General features: G+C 38.8%; 13 protein-coding genes. All 13 read right to left on the reverse strand.

Annotation, left to right across the window (positions count from 1 at the left end):
- Nucleotides 1–189 precede the first annotated feature (189 nt).
- The 13 genes from EU510_RS07105 to EU510_RS07165 all read right to left on the reverse strand — a co-directional run bounded on the left by EU510_RS07105 (nucleotide 190) and on the right by EU510_RS07165 (nucleotide 17304).
- Complete coding sequence (locus EU510_RS07105; RefSeq protein WP_262501204.1) at nucleotides 190–2079, reverse strand: putative bifunctional diguanylate cyclase/phosphodiesterase; 1890 nt, start codon at nucleotides 2077–2079, stop codon at nucleotides 190–192.
- Between the two features lie 175 nt (nucleotides 2080–2254).
- Complete coding sequence (gene asd, locus EU510_RS07110) at nucleotides 2255–3394, reverse strand: aspartate-semialdehyde dehydrogenase (protein WP_149592887.1); 1140 nt, start codon at nucleotides 3392–3394, stop codon at nucleotides 2255–2257.
- 208 nt (nucleotides 3395–3602) lie between these two features.
- On the reverse strand, nucleotides 3603–6320 hold the full coding sequence (locus EU510_RS07115; protein WP_149592888.1) for a TonB-dependent receptor plug domain-containing protein: 2718 nt from the start codon (nucleotides 6318–6320) through the stop codon (nucleotides 3603–3605).
- A 96-nt stretch (nucleotides 6321–6416) separates the two neighbouring features.
- A complete protein-coding gene (locus EU510_RS07120; RefSeq protein WP_149592889.1) occupies nucleotides 6417–8018 on the reverse strand; it encodes a hypothetical protein in 1602 nt (533 codons plus the stop codon).
- A gap of 299 nt (nucleotides 8019–8317) precedes the next feature.
- Nucleotides 8318–9646 carry a tetratricopeptide repeat protein gene (locus EU510_RS07125; protein WP_149592890.1) on the reverse strand — a complete coding sequence of 443 codons (1329 nt, stop codon included), beginning with the start codon at nucleotides 9644–9646 and terminating at the stop codon, nucleotides 8318–8320.
- Nucleotides 9647–9691: 45 nt separating this feature from the next.
- Nucleotides 9692–10297: an energy transducer TonB gene (locus EU510_RS07130; RefSeq protein WP_188085412.1), complete on the reverse strand. Its 606-nt coding sequence runs from the start codon at nucleotides 10295–10297 to the stop codon at nucleotides 9692–9694.
- Between the two features lie 12 nt (nucleotides 10298–10309).
- Nucleotides 10310–10723, reverse strand: a complete 414-nt coding sequence (locus EU510_RS07135) for an ExbD/TolR family protein (RefSeq protein ID WP_004334764.1) — start codon at nucleotides 10721–10723, stop codon at nucleotides 10310–10312.
- Nucleotides 10724–10776: 53 nt separating this feature from the next.
- Nucleotides 10777–11304, reverse strand: coding sequence for a MotA/TolQ/ExbB proton channel family protein (locus EU510_RS07140; RefSeq protein WP_010552929.1), 528 nt, complete (start codon nucleotides 11302–11304; stop codon nucleotides 10777–10779).
- A gap of 3 nt (nucleotides 11305–11307) precedes the next feature.
- On the reverse strand, nucleotides 11308–12675 hold the full coding sequence (locus EU510_RS07145; protein WP_149592892.1) for a MotA/TolQ/ExbB proton channel family protein: 1368 nt from the start codon (nucleotides 12673–12675) through the stop codon (nucleotides 11308–11310).
- 10 nt (nucleotides 12676–12685) lie between these two features.
- Nucleotides 12686–13438 carry a DUF3450 domain-containing protein gene (locus tag EU510_RS07150; protein ID WP_149592893.1) on the reverse strand — a complete coding sequence of 251 codons (753 nt, stop codon included), beginning with the start codon at nucleotides 13436–13438 and terminating at the stop codon, nucleotides 12686–12688.
- A 260-nt stretch (nucleotides 13439–13698) separates the two neighbouring features.
- On the reverse strand, nucleotides 13699–14313 hold the full coding sequence (locus EU510_RS07155) for a DsbA family protein (protein ID WP_149592894.1): 615 nt from the start codon (nucleotides 14311–14313) through the stop codon (nucleotides 13699–13701).
- A gap of 13 nt (nucleotides 14314–14326) precedes the next feature.
- Nucleotides 14327–15409 carry a GGDEF domain-containing protein gene (locus tag EU510_RS07160; protein ID WP_149592895.1) on the reverse strand — a complete coding sequence of 361 codons (1083 nt, stop codon included), beginning with the start codon at nucleotides 15407–15409 and terminating at the stop codon, nucleotides 14327–14329.
- A 5-nt stretch (nucleotides 15410–15414) separates the two neighbouring features.
- Nucleotides 15415–17304: a methyl-accepting chemotaxis protein gene (locus EU510_RS07165; RefSeq protein WP_149592896.1), complete on the reverse strand. Its 1890-nt coding sequence runs from the start codon at nucleotides 17302–17304 to the stop codon at nucleotides 15415–15417.
- Nucleotides 17305–17319: the final 15 nt, after the last annotated feature.

The following is a 17319-nucleotide window of genomic DNA, read 5'->3' on the forward strand; positions in this document are numbered from 1 at the left end:
AAACATGTAAGAATTACGCAAAATTGTAATAACACTACGTAAATCGTATTTAAAACACATCGTTAATAGCCTAACTGAAGTCAGATTGGCTAATTTAAGTATTAACAGCAAAGGTTATACCAATTTAAAATTGCTACAAAAATTGGGTTTATGCAGCAATGCTTAACTAAATAAAAACAGCTAGTACCTTTAATATATCAAGGATAGAGCTTGCTCAAATCTAACTGGCTTACTGAATATAAAACCTTGGTATTTATCAATTTCTAAGTTTTGTAATAACGTTAACTGAGCTGGGTTTTCTACACCCTCCGCTATTACTTGGCAACCAATCATATGCGACATGTTGGTTACCGCAGAAACAATACTTTTATCTTTAGAGCACTCACAAATATTATCAATATAAGATTTGTCTATTTTAATGTAATCAACTGATAGCTCTTTTAAAACCGATATAGAAGAAAACCCAGTACCAAAGTCATCAATTGAGATACGCACACCGGTGTTTTTTATGGCCGTAATCACTTTTGACAAATACGGTAAATTCTTAATCATGACTGTTTCTGTTATTTCTAAATGCACATTGTATGGTTGAACCGCGTATTTAGTTAAAAGGGTAACTAAAAAATCTAAAAAGTTATGGTTTTCTAGTTGTAACACCGACACATTAATCGACAATCCAATATTACTATTGACGGCATTTAGCTTACTTAAGCTCGCAATCGCTTGCTCTAGTACAAATTCACCGAGTATATTAATTTTTCCATATCGCTCTGCAATATCTATAAATTCTGAAGGGGGAATAAACTCATCATTAAATTGCCAACGAAGTAGTACTTCAAACGTGGTTATTTCATTTGTACTTATATCAACAATAGGTTGATAACAAAGATGAAAGTCACCTTTTTCTACGCACTCCTTAATTGAGCTGCGAAGTACTTCTTCTCTTTTAAGCGATTCATGCATTCGCTCGTCAAATACCGATATTTCGTTACGGCTTTTCTTACCTTCATACATAGCCACATCAGCGTATTTAATCGCATCTGCAAGATTAAAGTTTTCGCGCGTAAAATACAGCCCAACCTTAAAAGACGGATTTACTTGATAGCTGTCCATGCTTACTGTTTTCGTTAAGGTTTTAACTAATCTAAAAACACAGTCAAAAAGTTCATCTTCGGTGTTACTACGAGAATAAAAAATAAACTCATCACCTCCCCATCGACAAGCAATAAAGTCGCCTTGGGTTTGTGTTTCAACTAATCGTTTACCTGTTTGGGCCAGCACAAAATCACCAAAGTCGTGACCGTATTTATCGTTGATGATTTTAAAGTCATCCATATCTAAAAATAAAACGGCTTTAATATCATCATTTTGATTGACTAAATCAAGTTCAACATTAGAAACAAAACTCCCCCTGTTAAACAATTTAGTTAGATTATCTTTTTGCTCTAAAAGGATTATTTTTTCAGTACGGACTTGCACTTCATTTTCTAAGTTTTCAATGAATTGATCTAACTTAAGTTCATTATTAATAGATGACTTTACATCTTTTGCACTGCGTATAGCCGTTACAAAACATAAAATAAACCATAAAACGAGTCCTAAAACGCCTAATACATTCTCATCTTCTATTGGCTGTAAAAGTAATAAAATACTAAATGGAACCAACAAACAGGTTATATACGACAAGGATGAACGAATATCAGAAGCTAAAACGTTTACACCGCCACCAGCAAGGGAGCTAAAAACAACCAAGGAGACAAATTTCTCCTGTATTCCCATGTTTTCATAAAACAAAATAGGGAAAGCAGCCCATGTTAAAGCCGTTAGTAATAAACCTATAAAATACAGGTGATATTTAAAAGCATGGGTGTTGTTAACAAATACATGGCTGGCTATTCGAAGTAATGAAATAAATGATAACGTAAAAAGCCAATAAAGTTTTTCTTGTGATGCGCTATGGTTAATACTGCTAAAAATAAGAAAACAAGAAACAACCGTATTTATAGCAATTGCAGAACTAAAATAGGAGCTAACAAATGCTAACCGCTTATTGGCAAAATTATTTATGTGAGAAGTCATTAATGTTACTTGAACAGGCTGTTGCACAGTGTAAACAGTTTACTTAAGTTCAATAATAAACAAAAGTGAACATTCATAAAAAAGTATTATTTAAGCCTCTTAAGCGGTTTTATAAGCCATTAAACTAAAAAGGGCTGGCAAATTGCTAACCCCTTTTGTTAATACTGATTATATATTACTCATCATCAACAATTATGCGTAACATACGACGAAGTGGCTCTGCCGCTCCCCATAAAAGCTGATCGCCTACTGTAAATGCGCTGATGTATTTTGGCCCCATCGCTAATTTACGAATACGCCCAACAGGAATACTTAACGTACCCGTTACTTTAACAGGTGTTAAATCTGTAGCACTGATATCGCGCTCGTTTGGAATTACTTTAACCCACTCGTTATGAGACGCTAAAATTTCTTCAATTTTTTCTACGCTAATATCTTCACGTAACTTAATAGTCATCGCTTGTGAATGACAACGCATAGCGCCAATACGTACACACAAACCATCAATAGGTACTGGTTGCTTTGAAGAACCTAAAATTTTGTTCGCTTCAACCTGCGCTTTCCACTCTTCTTTAGACTGGCCGCTTGGCATAGGTACGTCAATCCAAGGGATTAAACTGCCCGCTAGTGGCACACCAAATTGGTCTTGTGGTAAATCGCTTGACGCCATTGTTTCACTGACTATTTTATCAATTTCTAAAATAGCAGAGCTTGGGTTATCAATTTTGTCAGCAACACTTGCATGAATAGCGCCCATTTGTGCAATAAGCTCTTTCATATTTCGTGCACCAGCACCAGAGGCCGCTTGGTAAGTCATTGGGCTTACCCATTCAATTAGGTCTTGCTCAAATAAACCACCTAATGCAAGTAACATCAGCGATACTGTACAGTTACCGCCAACAAAGGTTTTAACGCCTTGCGCTAAGCCTTGTTCAATAACATCTTTGTTTACGGGATCTAGCACTATTATGCTGTCCTCACTCATACGCAGTGCTGAAGCTGCATCAATCCAGTAACCATCCCAACCCGACTCGCGTAATTTAGGATATACCGCATTGGTGTAGTCACCACCTTGACAGGTAACAATAATATCCATTTTAGCAAGTTCGCTAATGTCACTTGCATCTAGCAATGGTTTTGCATCGCCAGCTATATCTGGGCCCAGTTGACCTGCTTGTGAGGTGGTGAAAAAGGTGGTGTCGATGTTTGCAAAATCACTTTGCTGCTGCATACGTTCTAATAACACAGAGCCAACCATGCCACGCCAACCGACTAATCCTACTTTTTTCATTGTTTGTTCCACTGTTTGGTTCATAAAAGATGCCTTAATACGTTAAAAATTAAAATTCATTGCGTGAGATTTAATTTTTATTAACGTCAAAATAACACCACCAGCCCACTAAAACTAGTGAATAAAGTAGAACTTAAATTTTTTTCATAGTCATAAAAAACCCTGTATTAAATACAGGGTTGATGGTGGGTTTATTCACCCCTTTCGAGGGGGGTTACATTAAAGTAAACGCTTAAAACTCGTAGCTGTAACTTAAGTCAAAGGTAATACCCTGCTCTTTAGAGCGCACAATAATATCTGATTGGGTTACTTCTTGATCTTCATCGAGTAAGTTTTTAACTTTAAATTTAACTTTAGAATTAAAATCAGGGTAGTACGTATAAACTAAATCAAGTGAATGAAATGGCTGCTCGTAGGCATCATCACGATTAGCTACTCCGGCCGCTAATATGCGCTCACCAAATACGTTATAAACAAGTGAGCTACTGTGCATACCATCAAGTGAATCGTAATTAAGTTGTAAGTTAACTACATATTGAGAGTGACCAGTCATACGCTTTTTAGGATTAGTTAACGTGCCAGCAAGCGCAGGGTCAATAGACGCCTCAGAATCACTTATCGTAATGTTACCACTGGTAAATAAACCTTCTGCGGCAAACGTTAAGTCTTGAAGCCATTCAGCTTCAATACCGTAAACCTCAGCAGTTTCACCGTTAATAAATGACGCAGAGTAATCTTCATCACCAATATTTAGCACTGTTTCGATAGGCGCAGTTATGTCTTTATAAAAGGCAGCTACACTAAAAGAATTACCTGCTTGGCCGTAATACTCATAACGCAGGTCATAGTTTTTAATTGGGCTACTTTTTATACCGGTACGGCCAAATGTTCTGATATCAGTTAACGGGTCATAATATGTTACCGGTACAACTTCACGAAAGTCAGGTCGAACAACCGTTTCGCCATAACCTAAACGAATTTGATAATCGTCACTGCCTACATAAGTAACTGACAATGCAGGATACCAATCCTCTGTGACGATAGAACCCGTTTCAATTTTTTCAGGGTCGTAAAAAGTATTTAAGTCTTGTTGATCAAAGATAAGGCTCGATGTACCAATTGATGTTTGCTTAAACTCTTCATAACGAATACCACCACTGACTCTTATCCATTGCTCGTAAAAAACATCAAATGATACATAGCCAGCATCTACCTTTTGAGCGGCAATATAATCGTCGGCATCAGGCGCTGTTGGCTCATTAAAATCAACTAAAATGGCATTATTATTAATGAAGTCGTCTGTTAAGAAACCACTATTATTGAGTGGATCAGCGCTTCCCTCATTAATTGAAATACCAGAGCCACCACTGTTGTTAATTGCAAAACTTGAGGTATTAAATAGTCGCGCCCTATCAGAAAAATCGTAACCAAACTTAAACTCAACTTCCATCGCGTCAAAAGACAGTGGTAATGTAAGATTACCGCCGTAGGACTTAACGCGCTCTTGCATATTGGTATACGACATAATTACGCGGTTATCATCGCCAGTTATAGTAGAACCCGCATAGGTGCCATCGTTATTATAACTATCACGAAATTCAAAATCCGCACTGGTAGGAATATCTGTCGTTGCTTTAGCTTCAGTGTATTGCCAATCAGCGCCTATTCCCATGTAATCTAAAAAGGTATGTTGACCAATAAATTGTGTAATGTTTAACTGCCGCTCTTCGTAATTAAACGCATGATTACGATTTGCAACGCCATCGCCTGTAATACTAAACGTAGAGCTACCTGCTGGGCTTTGCGAAATAGCAATTTCTGATTCGTCTTCATTATCAATAATATAAAGCTGTTGAGCTGAAATGCTATGTGTGCCAAGCGTATAAGAAAGGCTAAGCGATCCGTTATAACTTTCGGTCTCAGTAGTTACCTGCGAATTTTTGACTGTGTTGTAGCATGAGTTAGATACATCATCTGCTGTGGCAAGTGACGTTGTACAATCAATTGAGCCATCCTGGTTTTTAAGATCTTGAGTAATTACAGAGCTAAAGCGCTCTTCAAAATCCCATTCATTTTTATATGCGCCAGCCAGTAAAAAGCCAAACTTCCCGCCAAAGTAAGACTCTTCAAAGCTGTCGCCATAATGCGCTTTAACATTATAACGAGGGTCTAACGACTCATCTTTTAGCTCATACCCACGTGGCAATGACTTTAAAAGTGCGTTATTAACAGCAGTTGCTTGTTCTGCACGCGTTAAATCGCCATCTTCAAAGCCTTCACGGCTAACTATATTACCAATACCAAAGTTACCTCGGTATTGAGATATCGCATTATTTAAAGCCTCTGGGATGCCCTCTTCATTACGATTATACGTAAATCCATCGCCTGATGCCGTGTCGTATCCTGCGCCTACTTCAAATCCTGCAGTAAATTCACTAGGTGCTGTTTTAGTTCTTATATCAATATTACCGCCACCAAATGCAGCGGGCATATCAGGCGAATACGCTTTTTGAACAGCCATACTCTCAATAATACTGGCAGGAAATATATCTAGTGGGATTACATTACGTGTTAAATCAGGGCTTGGAATATAAGCACCATTTAATCGAGCACTTGAATAGCGCTCACCTAAGCCACGTACGTAAATAAACTTACCATCAACGAGCGTTAGGCCTGTTACTCGACGAAGCGCAGATGCTGCGTCGCTGTCACCCGTACGTGCTAATTGTTCAGAACCTAAAATATCGGCAACAAATGCTTGGTTTTTACGCTCTTCAACAACAGCGGCTGCGCTGCCTTGTAAGCGCGTACCTACAGCGACAACTTCTTCTATTTCTTGTGAATTGGTTAACTGTTCATCCGATTGGGCGGCAATAAGGCTTGTAGACTGTGTAACTAAGCCTAAGCCGATTGCCCAAGTAATTTGATTGAGTCTATGTTTTTTAGACATGAGATAATCCTAATCAGGTTATACAAAAGAGGCGCCTGACGCTTATATACAAGCCACAAGGCGCCTTTAATTAGAGGTTATAAATGCAGTACTTCGTTAGTCAGCATTAGCTGCTGTAACAGCCGCTTGAACCCATTTATACCAGCTAGAATCTGTATCCTGATCCGATACTGCACCAATGTAGTTAACGTTTTCAAAGAATGAATCTGTTGCACTTAAATCAGTGGCCGTAACCGTCACTTCGCTAGCTGCAGTGTTAGTTGCAAAACCATTTTCAGCAAGAAGCACCACGTCATCAGTTAGAATTTGATTAGCACCGCTATTTTCAAACCATGCTGTTTTGGTTTGACCCTCTAATGGTCCACTTGCAAAAGTATCTGTATCTGTAAAGTTTGCAGAGCACGCCATTACAGAGCTTGTGAATGAAATTTTGTCTGCTTGCTTTTCGCCGTCACCAGAGAATTGAATACACTGTGTATTTGTCGCGTTTTTCTTAATAATAACGGCGTTGTAAATACTTGAATTGAACTGATCATCAAACTTGTATGCTTGTGAAGGGTCATCATCACGTACAGAGTTGCCATCAGTCGTAATTACAGTAACATTTGCAACAGTTGGGTTAGAGGGAGAAACTTGCTCAGAAGATGCACCTTTAACGCCATCAGATTCAAAGCCATTGTTACCCATGTTTACAACCGTGCCGTCGTTTAACGTTACAGTACCGTGCTGAATAAATAAGTATTGAGCTTTGCCCTGCCAACCTGCATCAAAGTCAAATGAATCATCTTGTGTATCTGTTACTGCAACATGTTTAAGTGTTGTAGCACCACCAAAAATTTCGATACCATCATCAAAACCTTGGTGAATATGTAAATAATCAAACTCAGAACCAGAACCTACAGCATTAAGTGTTAAAGAGTTTAAATCATCGCCTTCACCACCAACACGTGGACCCGAACCCGCATACCAAATTTTAGCCCATTTAATATTACCGCTAGAGTCTGCATTGTCGTTACCACCAAAGTAACTAGTAATACCTTCAGAGGCTACGTTACATGTACCACCACCGCGTTCTGCATCAGTACATTGGTCAGTAATACCGTTACCATTGATGATGATACCGCCCCAGTCAGCGTAACGTGCGCCTTCGCCCGCTGTATCAAAACGGTCAAACGCATTAGCAGAAGTAAATACAACCGGCTTTTCTTGCGTACCTACTGCTTGAATTTTTGCACCGCGTGCAACGCGTAAGATTGCTTCACCTGAACCAAAAGCTAACACCGCACCTGGCTCAACGGTCATTGTTGGACCATTCGCTGGAATTTCAAAACCATCAACCGTGTTGCCGTCTTCACCAATTTGCAGGGCATCATCAAAAACGTGAACACCGCCACCTGGCAATTCTTTAAACGTAATGTTATTTGTAATAGAAATTGTTTTACTCGCAAATGAGTCGTTATATAAACAATCAATTCCGCTAACGACACCCGTTACCGTACCTGCATCTGATTCGTAGCTTGCACACTCAGCGTCTTCATCAGCCGTTGAACCCGCTGTATTATTTGAATTATTAACACTGTTATCTGTTGACGAGCTGTTATCGTTTACCGTTGGTGTAATTTCGATATCGCCGCCACAGCCAGCTAGAGTCATTGCAGTTGCTACTAGGCTTACCTTGAATAAATCAGATAATTTCATTGTTCACTCCGTTAAAGTATTTAATTATTTTGTTATCGTATTAAGTAAAAACTTAAGTCACTTTAAAGCACGATACTCATGCATTAAGGTGACTTAAGTTATCGAATGCAGGTAAGATACTGTAGTGATATGACAAAGTAGTTACAGTTTAATAACCATAAGGTGACAATATTAACTTTCATAAAATCAATTGGTTACTTTTTATAGCAACAAAAAAACCGCCCTGAGGCGGTTTTAGTATTGCGATTATGAACGGCTCTTACACGCGTTACTTGTTAATTAGTAAAGCGCTTTAAAATTTACAGTAAAGCTGTTCTAAGTGTTTCTGCATGCACTTTTTCGCGCTTTACATATTTGATCCACTGCTGCGCTAAACGCTGAGATTTTTTATGTTTTTCTGCCTGCTCAAACGCTAAAATAGATGCATCAAAATTTTGCATGTTGTACTGCGCCATACCGAGTGCAACGAATGCATTTGATTCAAAATCAAGACCACCTTTATCAAGTGCTTTACGCGCTGCATCGGCGGCTTCTTCGTATTGCTCTGTGTTAACAAAAACTTCAGCTAAACGTTGGTCGTATTTACCGTGCTCAGATAAATCCGCAGCTTTTGAAAAGTAAGTAATAGATTTTTCATCTTCTTTAGCTTGGATCATCGCCTCGGCTACAAAAGCGTAGTTTTTTGCTGTTTTTTCAGCAATATCTTTATCAATGGCATCGCTCATCACTTTTGCAGCTTTAAACGCTAAACCATTATATAAATACACTTGCGCTAATTGGCGTAAATCAGACTTAGAGGTTAAAAATCCTTGCTGGTAAGCCGCTTCAATTACCGCCAACTGTTGTTTTTCTTGACCTGTTTCACCATACATACCCGATAACTGTACCCAATACTCAGGCTTGTTATAAAGCTTTACCATGCGCTCAAGTACTTCAACAACTTTGTCAGTTTGATTGAGTGAGTAGTACATGGCACGCTGAAGTACTAACCAGTTTTCTTTAGGGATTTTGCCTTCGCTATCGCTTAAAGCAATCACTTGAGATATGTACTCAAGTCCTTTTTTATAATCCTTTAACTGATAGTATGTTTGAGCCCTTAACAAGTAATAGCCTTCTGTTTTAGGCTTAGTGTTAATACTGTCCCAGTCATCTAAAAATGCGATAACTTTAGGATAATCACTATTAGCCATAGCTAGTTGCGCTAAACTAAAGGTAGTACTTAAACGAAGCGACTCAGGAATAGCCCCTTCTGCTACGACCTTTTCAAAAGAAGCTATCGCTTTTGGTAAATCGTTTTCGTTGTAATAAATAAACCCGTAAAAGTTATGCATCATTGCCACTTCGTACGAGTTCATGCTTGAAGCTCGCTCTTCAATGCTATTAAGCGCTTCAAGTCCGCCTTTAACATCGCCATCATCAGCGAGTTTTTGTGCACGTGCGAGTTGGCTATAAACCTTTTCGCGAAGTGCTGGTACACGTTTCGTTTTTTGTTCTTGCTCTGCATATGCCGTAGCTACATTTAGCCCTGGAATTAGGCTTAGAGCACTTGGTGCAACAATACTTGTACTTACTGCAGCGGTACAAAATAGTGTTAACTTTAAAAGTTTAGTTGTAGGTAGTAATTTCATAATCGCCTCGCATTTCTGTCCATTTACTCGTGGTTAATGACTAAATTAACCACTAATTTGGAAAGATATTTTGTTCTGAACACCCGCAACTTCAACGGCTTCACCGTTTACTACGCGCGGTTTATATTTAAATTTAAGGGCTGCATCCATCGCGGCTCTATCAAAGAGTGACTCAGGCTCTGCTTTTACTACTTGTGGGTCGCGTACTGTGCCTTGCTTAGTTACTGTAAATTCCACAATAACGTAGCCTTCTATACCACGAGATAACGCACGGCGCGGATAAACAGGGGCCACCTTTACAATCGGTAAGTATTCACCATCACTTTTTTCAAGTGCTAACCCGCCAGCTAAATTTACATCCGCATCTACATTGGCACCAAAGTCAAAGTTGTTAGCATTTGCTGTAGCATCACTATTTTGCATTTGCGGTGATTCCATTGGTGGTGGCGGCTCTTTTGGTGTTGGCGGCTTTTGTGGTTTACGCTCTTTTTTTTGTACGGTTTCTTCTTTTTTCAAGCGAACAAAATCAAGTACGTTACCCTTAACCGGATCCGTCATAGCGCCTTCACCGCCAGTAATAAGTGCCTGCATGCCTAAAAACAACATAAAGGTCACTACACCGGCTATTACTAATGCAACTAAATATCGCAACATAACTAGCCCTTAAGACGCATCTTGTGCGGCAATAGATACATCAAATGCGCCCGCAGCGCGCGAGGCATCCATCACCTTTATTAACATTTCGGTAGTGGCTTTTTTATCTGCTTGAATCACAACGCTACCTTGTGGATTTTCAGCTTTTAAACGCTCGATATTGGCTTGTACTGCGCGTACATCAATTTGACGTTTATTAATCCAAATCTCGCCTGTATCAGAAATCGCCACAAGGATATTTGCACGCTCTTTTTTAACCGCTGTTGCAGCTTCTGGGCGGTTAACATCAATACCGGCTTCTTTAACAAAAGAGGCAGTTACAATAAAGAAAATAAGCATGATAAATACAACGTCTAGCATTGGAGTCATGTTTATTTCTTCAGCTTCATCTTCTTGAAATAGGTTTCCTAACGGGGCTCTCATTTTTATTCTCCTAGGACGAGCGACTTTATATAAGCCGCTTATCAAAATTTTACTTAATGGTCTAAAACCATGCTGTCTTGTAGTAGTTCTACTTCGCGCTTAGCTTTTCGTTGTAAATACGTTGAAGCAAATACCCCAGATAACGCACCTACCATGCCAGCCATTGTCGGAATAGTTGCTTTAGATACCCCGGATGCCATTGAGCGCGCACTGCCTGTGCCGGTAATTGCCATTACATCAAACACTTCTATCATGCCCGTTACCGTGCCTAACAAACCAAGTAGTGGGCACAAAGCAACCATCACATTAATCAAAGAAAGATTGGTGTTTAAACGCATACCTGCTCGCGATATCATCGCTTCGCGTATTTGCTCTGCATTCCAACTATCACGTTCTGCACGGTTAATCCAATTGGCTTTAAGCGCATGTTTGTAGCTTCTAAAACCATTAAAAAAGTAAATAAATCGCTCGAGTATCAATAACCACATCGCGAAGATTAACACCCCGATGACCAAGAGAACTTGGCCACCAGTGTCGAGAAAATCACGGATAGCATTGATTGAGTCAATCAATAGCACCATGGTTTATGCTCCCTTTTCGCTTCGCTCTGCAATAATACCAGCGCTCTGCTCTTGAATAGTCAGCAAGATATTTTTAGCGCGCGTATTAAGTAAGGTGTATAAAAATACCGTCGGAATTGCCACAACTAAGCCAAGTACCGTTGTTACTAGTGCTTGARAAATACCGCCCGCCATAAGCTTAGGATCCCCAGTACCAAATAAGGTAATTGCTTGGAATGTATTGATCATGCCTGTTACCGTGCCTAATAAACCTAACAGCGGTGCAACTACAGAGATGATTTTGATAAGTGTTAAATTACGCGTCACTTTTGGCATTTCACGTAAAATAGCTTCACTTAGTTTAAGCTCCAGTGTGTCGTGTGAAACACTTGGGAATTGATCTTTTACTTTCATTACGCGCCCAAGCGGGTTGTCATCACGTGCAACTGTATCTTTAAGCTGACGACGAATTTTACCGCCCATAATTAATAACGAGAAAAAACGCTCAAGTGATATAAGAAGTGCAATAACACCTACGCCTAAAATCACATAACCCACGGTGCCACCTTGATGAACACGCTCCTGAGTATCGGGTGCTTGTACTAATAAACCTAAAATAGAGCCGCCTGTTGGGTCAAGTGCAAATTGCACCACACCGCTTTTAGTACTTTGAAGATCCTCAGCCGTTGCGGTAAAACGCGATACGGGCTGGCGAGTTAATTCACTCAAAGAATTAGTCGAGGAATTAAACTCTAAATACTTACCGTTTGATATAAGGTTAAATGCGCCCACTCGCACAACTTCTTGCTGTGCTTTAGTACCGCCTTCAACAATAACGCTTGCGTTAAAGCGGCTAACTTTACCTTGCTCTGTCATTTCGCGTTGTAGTTCAAACCATACTTTTTCAATATCTTCTATTGAGGCAAGTTTTGACGTTGAACCCATTTTTTGAGCAAGTTCATCCATAAACGTACTGCGCCCGTCTATTTGAGCCGACACAATTGATGTCGCAAACTTATTGCTCGAATCACCTGCAACTTGTTGAAGAACGCCAAACAACTCTTTAAGCGAACCCATACGTTTAGAAAGCGTGTCTGTTAAGTTAGCAAGCTTTACTTCATTTTCTTCAAATTGCGTTTCTAGGCGCTCAGATTCCACCAGCATTTGATTGCGCTTTGCTTGGGTATTTTTAAGCATTTGTACTTGCTCACTTTGGCGAGCAGCAAACTCTTGTTCACGTAGCTTATTTTGCACGCTTTGAGCTGATTGACCATTTTCGAGCGTTTTAAGTAATGAATCTAAGTTCATTGGCTCTGCCGCTATACTTGCACCAGTAATGCTTAAGCTTGCAGCAAAAAGAGCTATTTTTGTCATTTGAGTAAACAATTTCATTTTCAACCTCTTATTCTGCTGCATGTACTGGCAGAGTTAACATATCTGGGGCAAGTTGTTTACGCGCAATGCGTAAACCTTTATTAATTTGGCTTATTGTAGAGTCTGGTAATGCTTCAAATGATTTTGTCTCTGCATTCCAGCTACCTGCTTTTTTGCCATCGCGTGTTAAGTAAATAAGCTCTAAACGGCCAATGCGTAAAAAATCAACTTCACGCTCTTTGTCATCCACATTTAAAAGTGCGGTATAAGCTTCAATAGTGCGCCCGTAGTCTACTTCTACTTGATACGCTTCAAGCACACGGCGAAACTTTTCGCTTGAGTTGATATCTGCACGATTCATCATTTCTTTTAAAGACGTAACGCGCTTAGTGCGCTCATCAGCTAAAAATGGAATATCTAAAGATACAAACTGCTCAAGACCTTCAATCATTCTAAGCATTAGCGGCGTAATTTGACGCTCAATAATAGAAACCTGATCCATTGACAGGTTTAAAGATTCCATCTCTTCTATTTGATTATTTAACTGTTTAGTTAGCTGGGCGTTGTAAACAGCTAAACCATCAATTTCTTTATTGAGGGTTTTAAATTGCTGTAAACGTCCTTGCATTGAATCTGCAATCTTGTCTATTTTTGTTTGTGATTGCGCAGCTGATTTATTAATTTCACTGCTTTTATCAATAACCTTATTTAAATCGTTTGCGTGTACTGCTGCACTTGCGGCCACAATACCAGCTAAGATTAATGGTTTAACGCCTTTCATCGCATACACCTTTACTCGTTAGTTAGCGGATTTGCTAGTTTGTTTTTTAACGTCATAAACTTTGTTATATAAATAATTTATGACTTAATAATTTCAATGAGCAGGAGTTTATAGATGAAACATGACAAGGATGTTGCGCAAAAAAGTCGCTTTTATGACAGCGGTAATAATTGAGACTTAATGGGATTTTAATATTTTAAGAGGTAGGCAAAAGGAATTTGAGTGTTTAATTGCTAAACACTCAAAATTTAAAATAAGTGTTAGTTTATAAGTGTATTAACGTGGTTTAACGTTTTTTGCCAATCGGTGTAATTTATTTCAACTGGGTATGCTTTATTATCTTTTATAAGCACGAGTGAGGGGAAACCTTGAATAGGTAATGTACGAACAAAGGATAGCTCTGATTTGAGCTCCTCATTAAGCTCGATTGAGGTTAACTGCGCCGAAAACTCATCTTTATCTAAGCCAATTTTTTCAGCCAAACTAATTAACGTACTTTCATCAGAAGGATTTTGCGCATTTAGGTAGTAAGCGTGTTGAATTGCAGCCACCATTTGAGCTTCTTTATCCGCTTTACGCGCTATAAGTGCAGCTCTACATGCGGGATACGTTGAACGCCTTGGCTGGCAATTGCGCCAAAAGTTATAATTAAATTGCGTACCTAACTGCGCTGAAATTTTATGCCAAGTTCCCTCGAGCATCTCTTTCATATTTTGTGGCATTGGGTCTTGGCTATCAGGTGCTAGGCCACCAACTTTATATTCAATTGCTACTTTACGAGCAAGCTCTGACTTTAGCTTAAGCCAGGTTGGAGAGTAACCCCAACACCAACTACACATTGGGTCATGAACATATATTAATTTACTTTGAGACATATTAATCCTTCAACTAGTTCGAGACGACTCTATTTCGACCTGAAGCCTTTGCACTATAAAGAGCTTCATCAGCTTGTTTTAATGAATCATCATAATCAGTTACTTTATTTACTTGGGAAATACCAATGCTGCAGGTGATTGAAATGCACTGCTTGTCATCAGTGAATATAACATGCCCTGCCACGACTTCTCGAAATTTGTTCGCAATTACAGAGGCTGTAGAGGCAGTGAGCTGCGGTAAAATAACGACAAATTCTTCACCGCCATAACGGGCCTTTAACGCAGTTGCCAAAAATTGAGACTCAAGAAGTTTGGTAAATTCTATCAATACCGTATCACCAAAATCGTGGCCATGCGTATCGTTTAAAGATTTAAAATTATCTAAATCAATTAACAAAATTGAAAAAGGTAAGTACTGCTCTGGGCGTGTTTGAGCAAGCTTTAAAAAATGAGAGGTAATAAAACGTCTGTTTGCTATACCAGTAAGGGGGTCGGTATAAGCATCTTGTTTTTGCTCCAGCGTAATATCGGCAATAGCCATATGGCTTTTATGCCTAAAATACTCACCAATAAATGAGAATAAAAACACCATAGAAAAGGACGCTATAAATCGTGTTTTTTCAACGAAGCCATAGCTAACTTGACCAAAGTCAGGGCCGTATAAAATAACAATACAAGAAAACAGTAAAGTACACCCCAACCAAGCACCTAATCTGACCCCTAAAGATGCAAACGTTACGACAGGATAAAACATTAACCAATATAGCGCGGTGTTGTCTTTACCACCGGTATAAACAAGTGCAACAAACATCATGCACACAATGCTCATACTTATTAATGCCACTACTTGAAGATTACCCGTTCTTATAAAGTATATAGAACAGCTTATATTTGTAATGTTAACGATAATTAATGAAGCGGTGAGTATTGGCGAGTAAACCTGATAATTCAAAAACACTAATACAGCAATCACCACAATTGAAATCCCAATCATGGTAAATAAAGAAAACGCTTTGCGTTGCATGTCTGAGCTATAAACACTGTCAATATTTATTAGACTCAGCCAACTTGGTTTATTCACATTTTTTTTAGTCATTAATTTTATACTTTAAACTTTTGAACCATATTTTCTAATGCACTAAACTGTTGTTTTAGTTTGGTACATTCGTTAAGCGTGTTGTTTAAGTTCGCCTTGCCTTGTATACAAAGCGCATTAATTGTTTGAATATCGGTATCTAATAACTTAACTACTTGGTTTTGCTCATCGGTTGCACTGGCCACGGAGTGATTAGCATCATTAATTTGTTTAATAGCCTGTATAACATGGCTCATTAAATTGCCTACTGCATCTGCTTGTTGCACGCTTTTTTCACTATCTTGTAGGCTTGTTTTCATAAGTTCTACAGCAAGGTTTGAGCCTTTTTGCAACTGACTAACCGTGTCTTCAATTTCTTGCGTTGACTGTTGAGTGCGATGCGCTAATTGGCGAACTTCATCTGCTACAACGGCAAAACCACGTCCTGCTTCTCCTGCTCTCGCAGCCTCTATCGCGGCATTGAGTGCCAATAAATTCGTCTGCTCACTTACACCTTTAATAACTTCAAGCACTTGGCCAATACTAGCTGTATGCGTATTTAAACTGTTGATAGTTTGCTGAGCTTTTTCCATATTACCCGAGAGCTGATGGATAGTTGCAACACTGTGGCTTAATGCTTCTTGGTTTTGTGTTGAGTGTTCATCTGCATTTTTAGCAAGCTGCGATGCACTCTCTGCGTTATTTGAAATATCCATTGATGTGGCAGAAAACTGATTAATCGCGGATGCCACGCTATCGGTACGCTTGCTTTGATCGTCATACATAGACAACGATGAATGTGTTTGTGACACCAAACTCTCAATAGCTGTATCTAATTGCTCTGTGGTGCTTTTTACATGTTCTATTGAGTGTTGAATCTTTTCAATGAAAATATTAAATGAATGACTTAATTCGCCAAATTCATCATCATTTTCAACGGTTAAGCGCCCTGTTAAATCGCCTTCACCTTGCGCAATATCTTTAATAGCATCATTTAAACGGTTCATAGGTTGCATTAAATAGCGCAATAAAAGCTGCATCATGATAATGATAGTAACAATCCCTATTACCATAAAAACAGCCGCAGTTTGGCCAAAAGCCGATACACTGGCATACGCTTTATTTTTATCTATAACAACACCTAAGTACCAATCTACGTTTTCAATACCACTTATTTTTGTAAACGAAATAAGCTTAGACTCTCCGTTTATCTCGTATTGGGTAAACTCACTTTGCAAAGGCGTATTAGTACCAAAAATGTCTGATGTATTTTTTAAGTTTAACTGTGCATTTGGATGGCTTAACACTTGGCCTTTATTATCGAGTAAAAAACCATAACCGAGCCCTAAAAAGTCAATATCGTTAATGATTTTAGTCACGGTTTGCATATCAATATCGGCACCTGCAACACCACTAAATTGGCCATTTTGTAGCATGGGTACCACCGCTGAAATTGTAAGCTCGTTAGTAGTCACATCAATATAGGGGGTTGTAAAAGCGGTATTAGATTTGTTTTCGACTAATTTGTACCAAGGGCGAGAGGTCGCATCAAAATCAGCAGGTAAAACAACTGATTGGTCGTTTAATATAAACGTGCCACTGGATTTACCTATATAAGTATTTTTAAAACTTCCAGCAAGCTCTGCAGTATTTAATTGTGAAAGGGTGAGTGCTTTAGAATCATTAGCTTTATGGGTTTTAGCAATTGATATAACAATCGCCAACTTTGCATTTAACCAACTCGCTATATTTTGTGAAACAGATTCGGAATTTTGTTGTAATACTAGGCTTAACTGCTGCTCGGTTTGCTTGCGCATCGCAATGTAGTTATTAAAAGTAAATAACCCTAGCACCAAAACCAAAATTAAAGAGGCTGCAATAGTCACTTTGGAAGTAAATTTCAACGAGTTAAGCATATACATCCTTTTTAT

Source organism: Pseudoalteromonas sp. FUC4, from assembly GCF_008370255.1.
Lineage (GTDB): Bacteria > Pseudomonadota > Gammaproteobacteria > Enterobacterales > Alteromonadaceae > Pseudoalteromonas.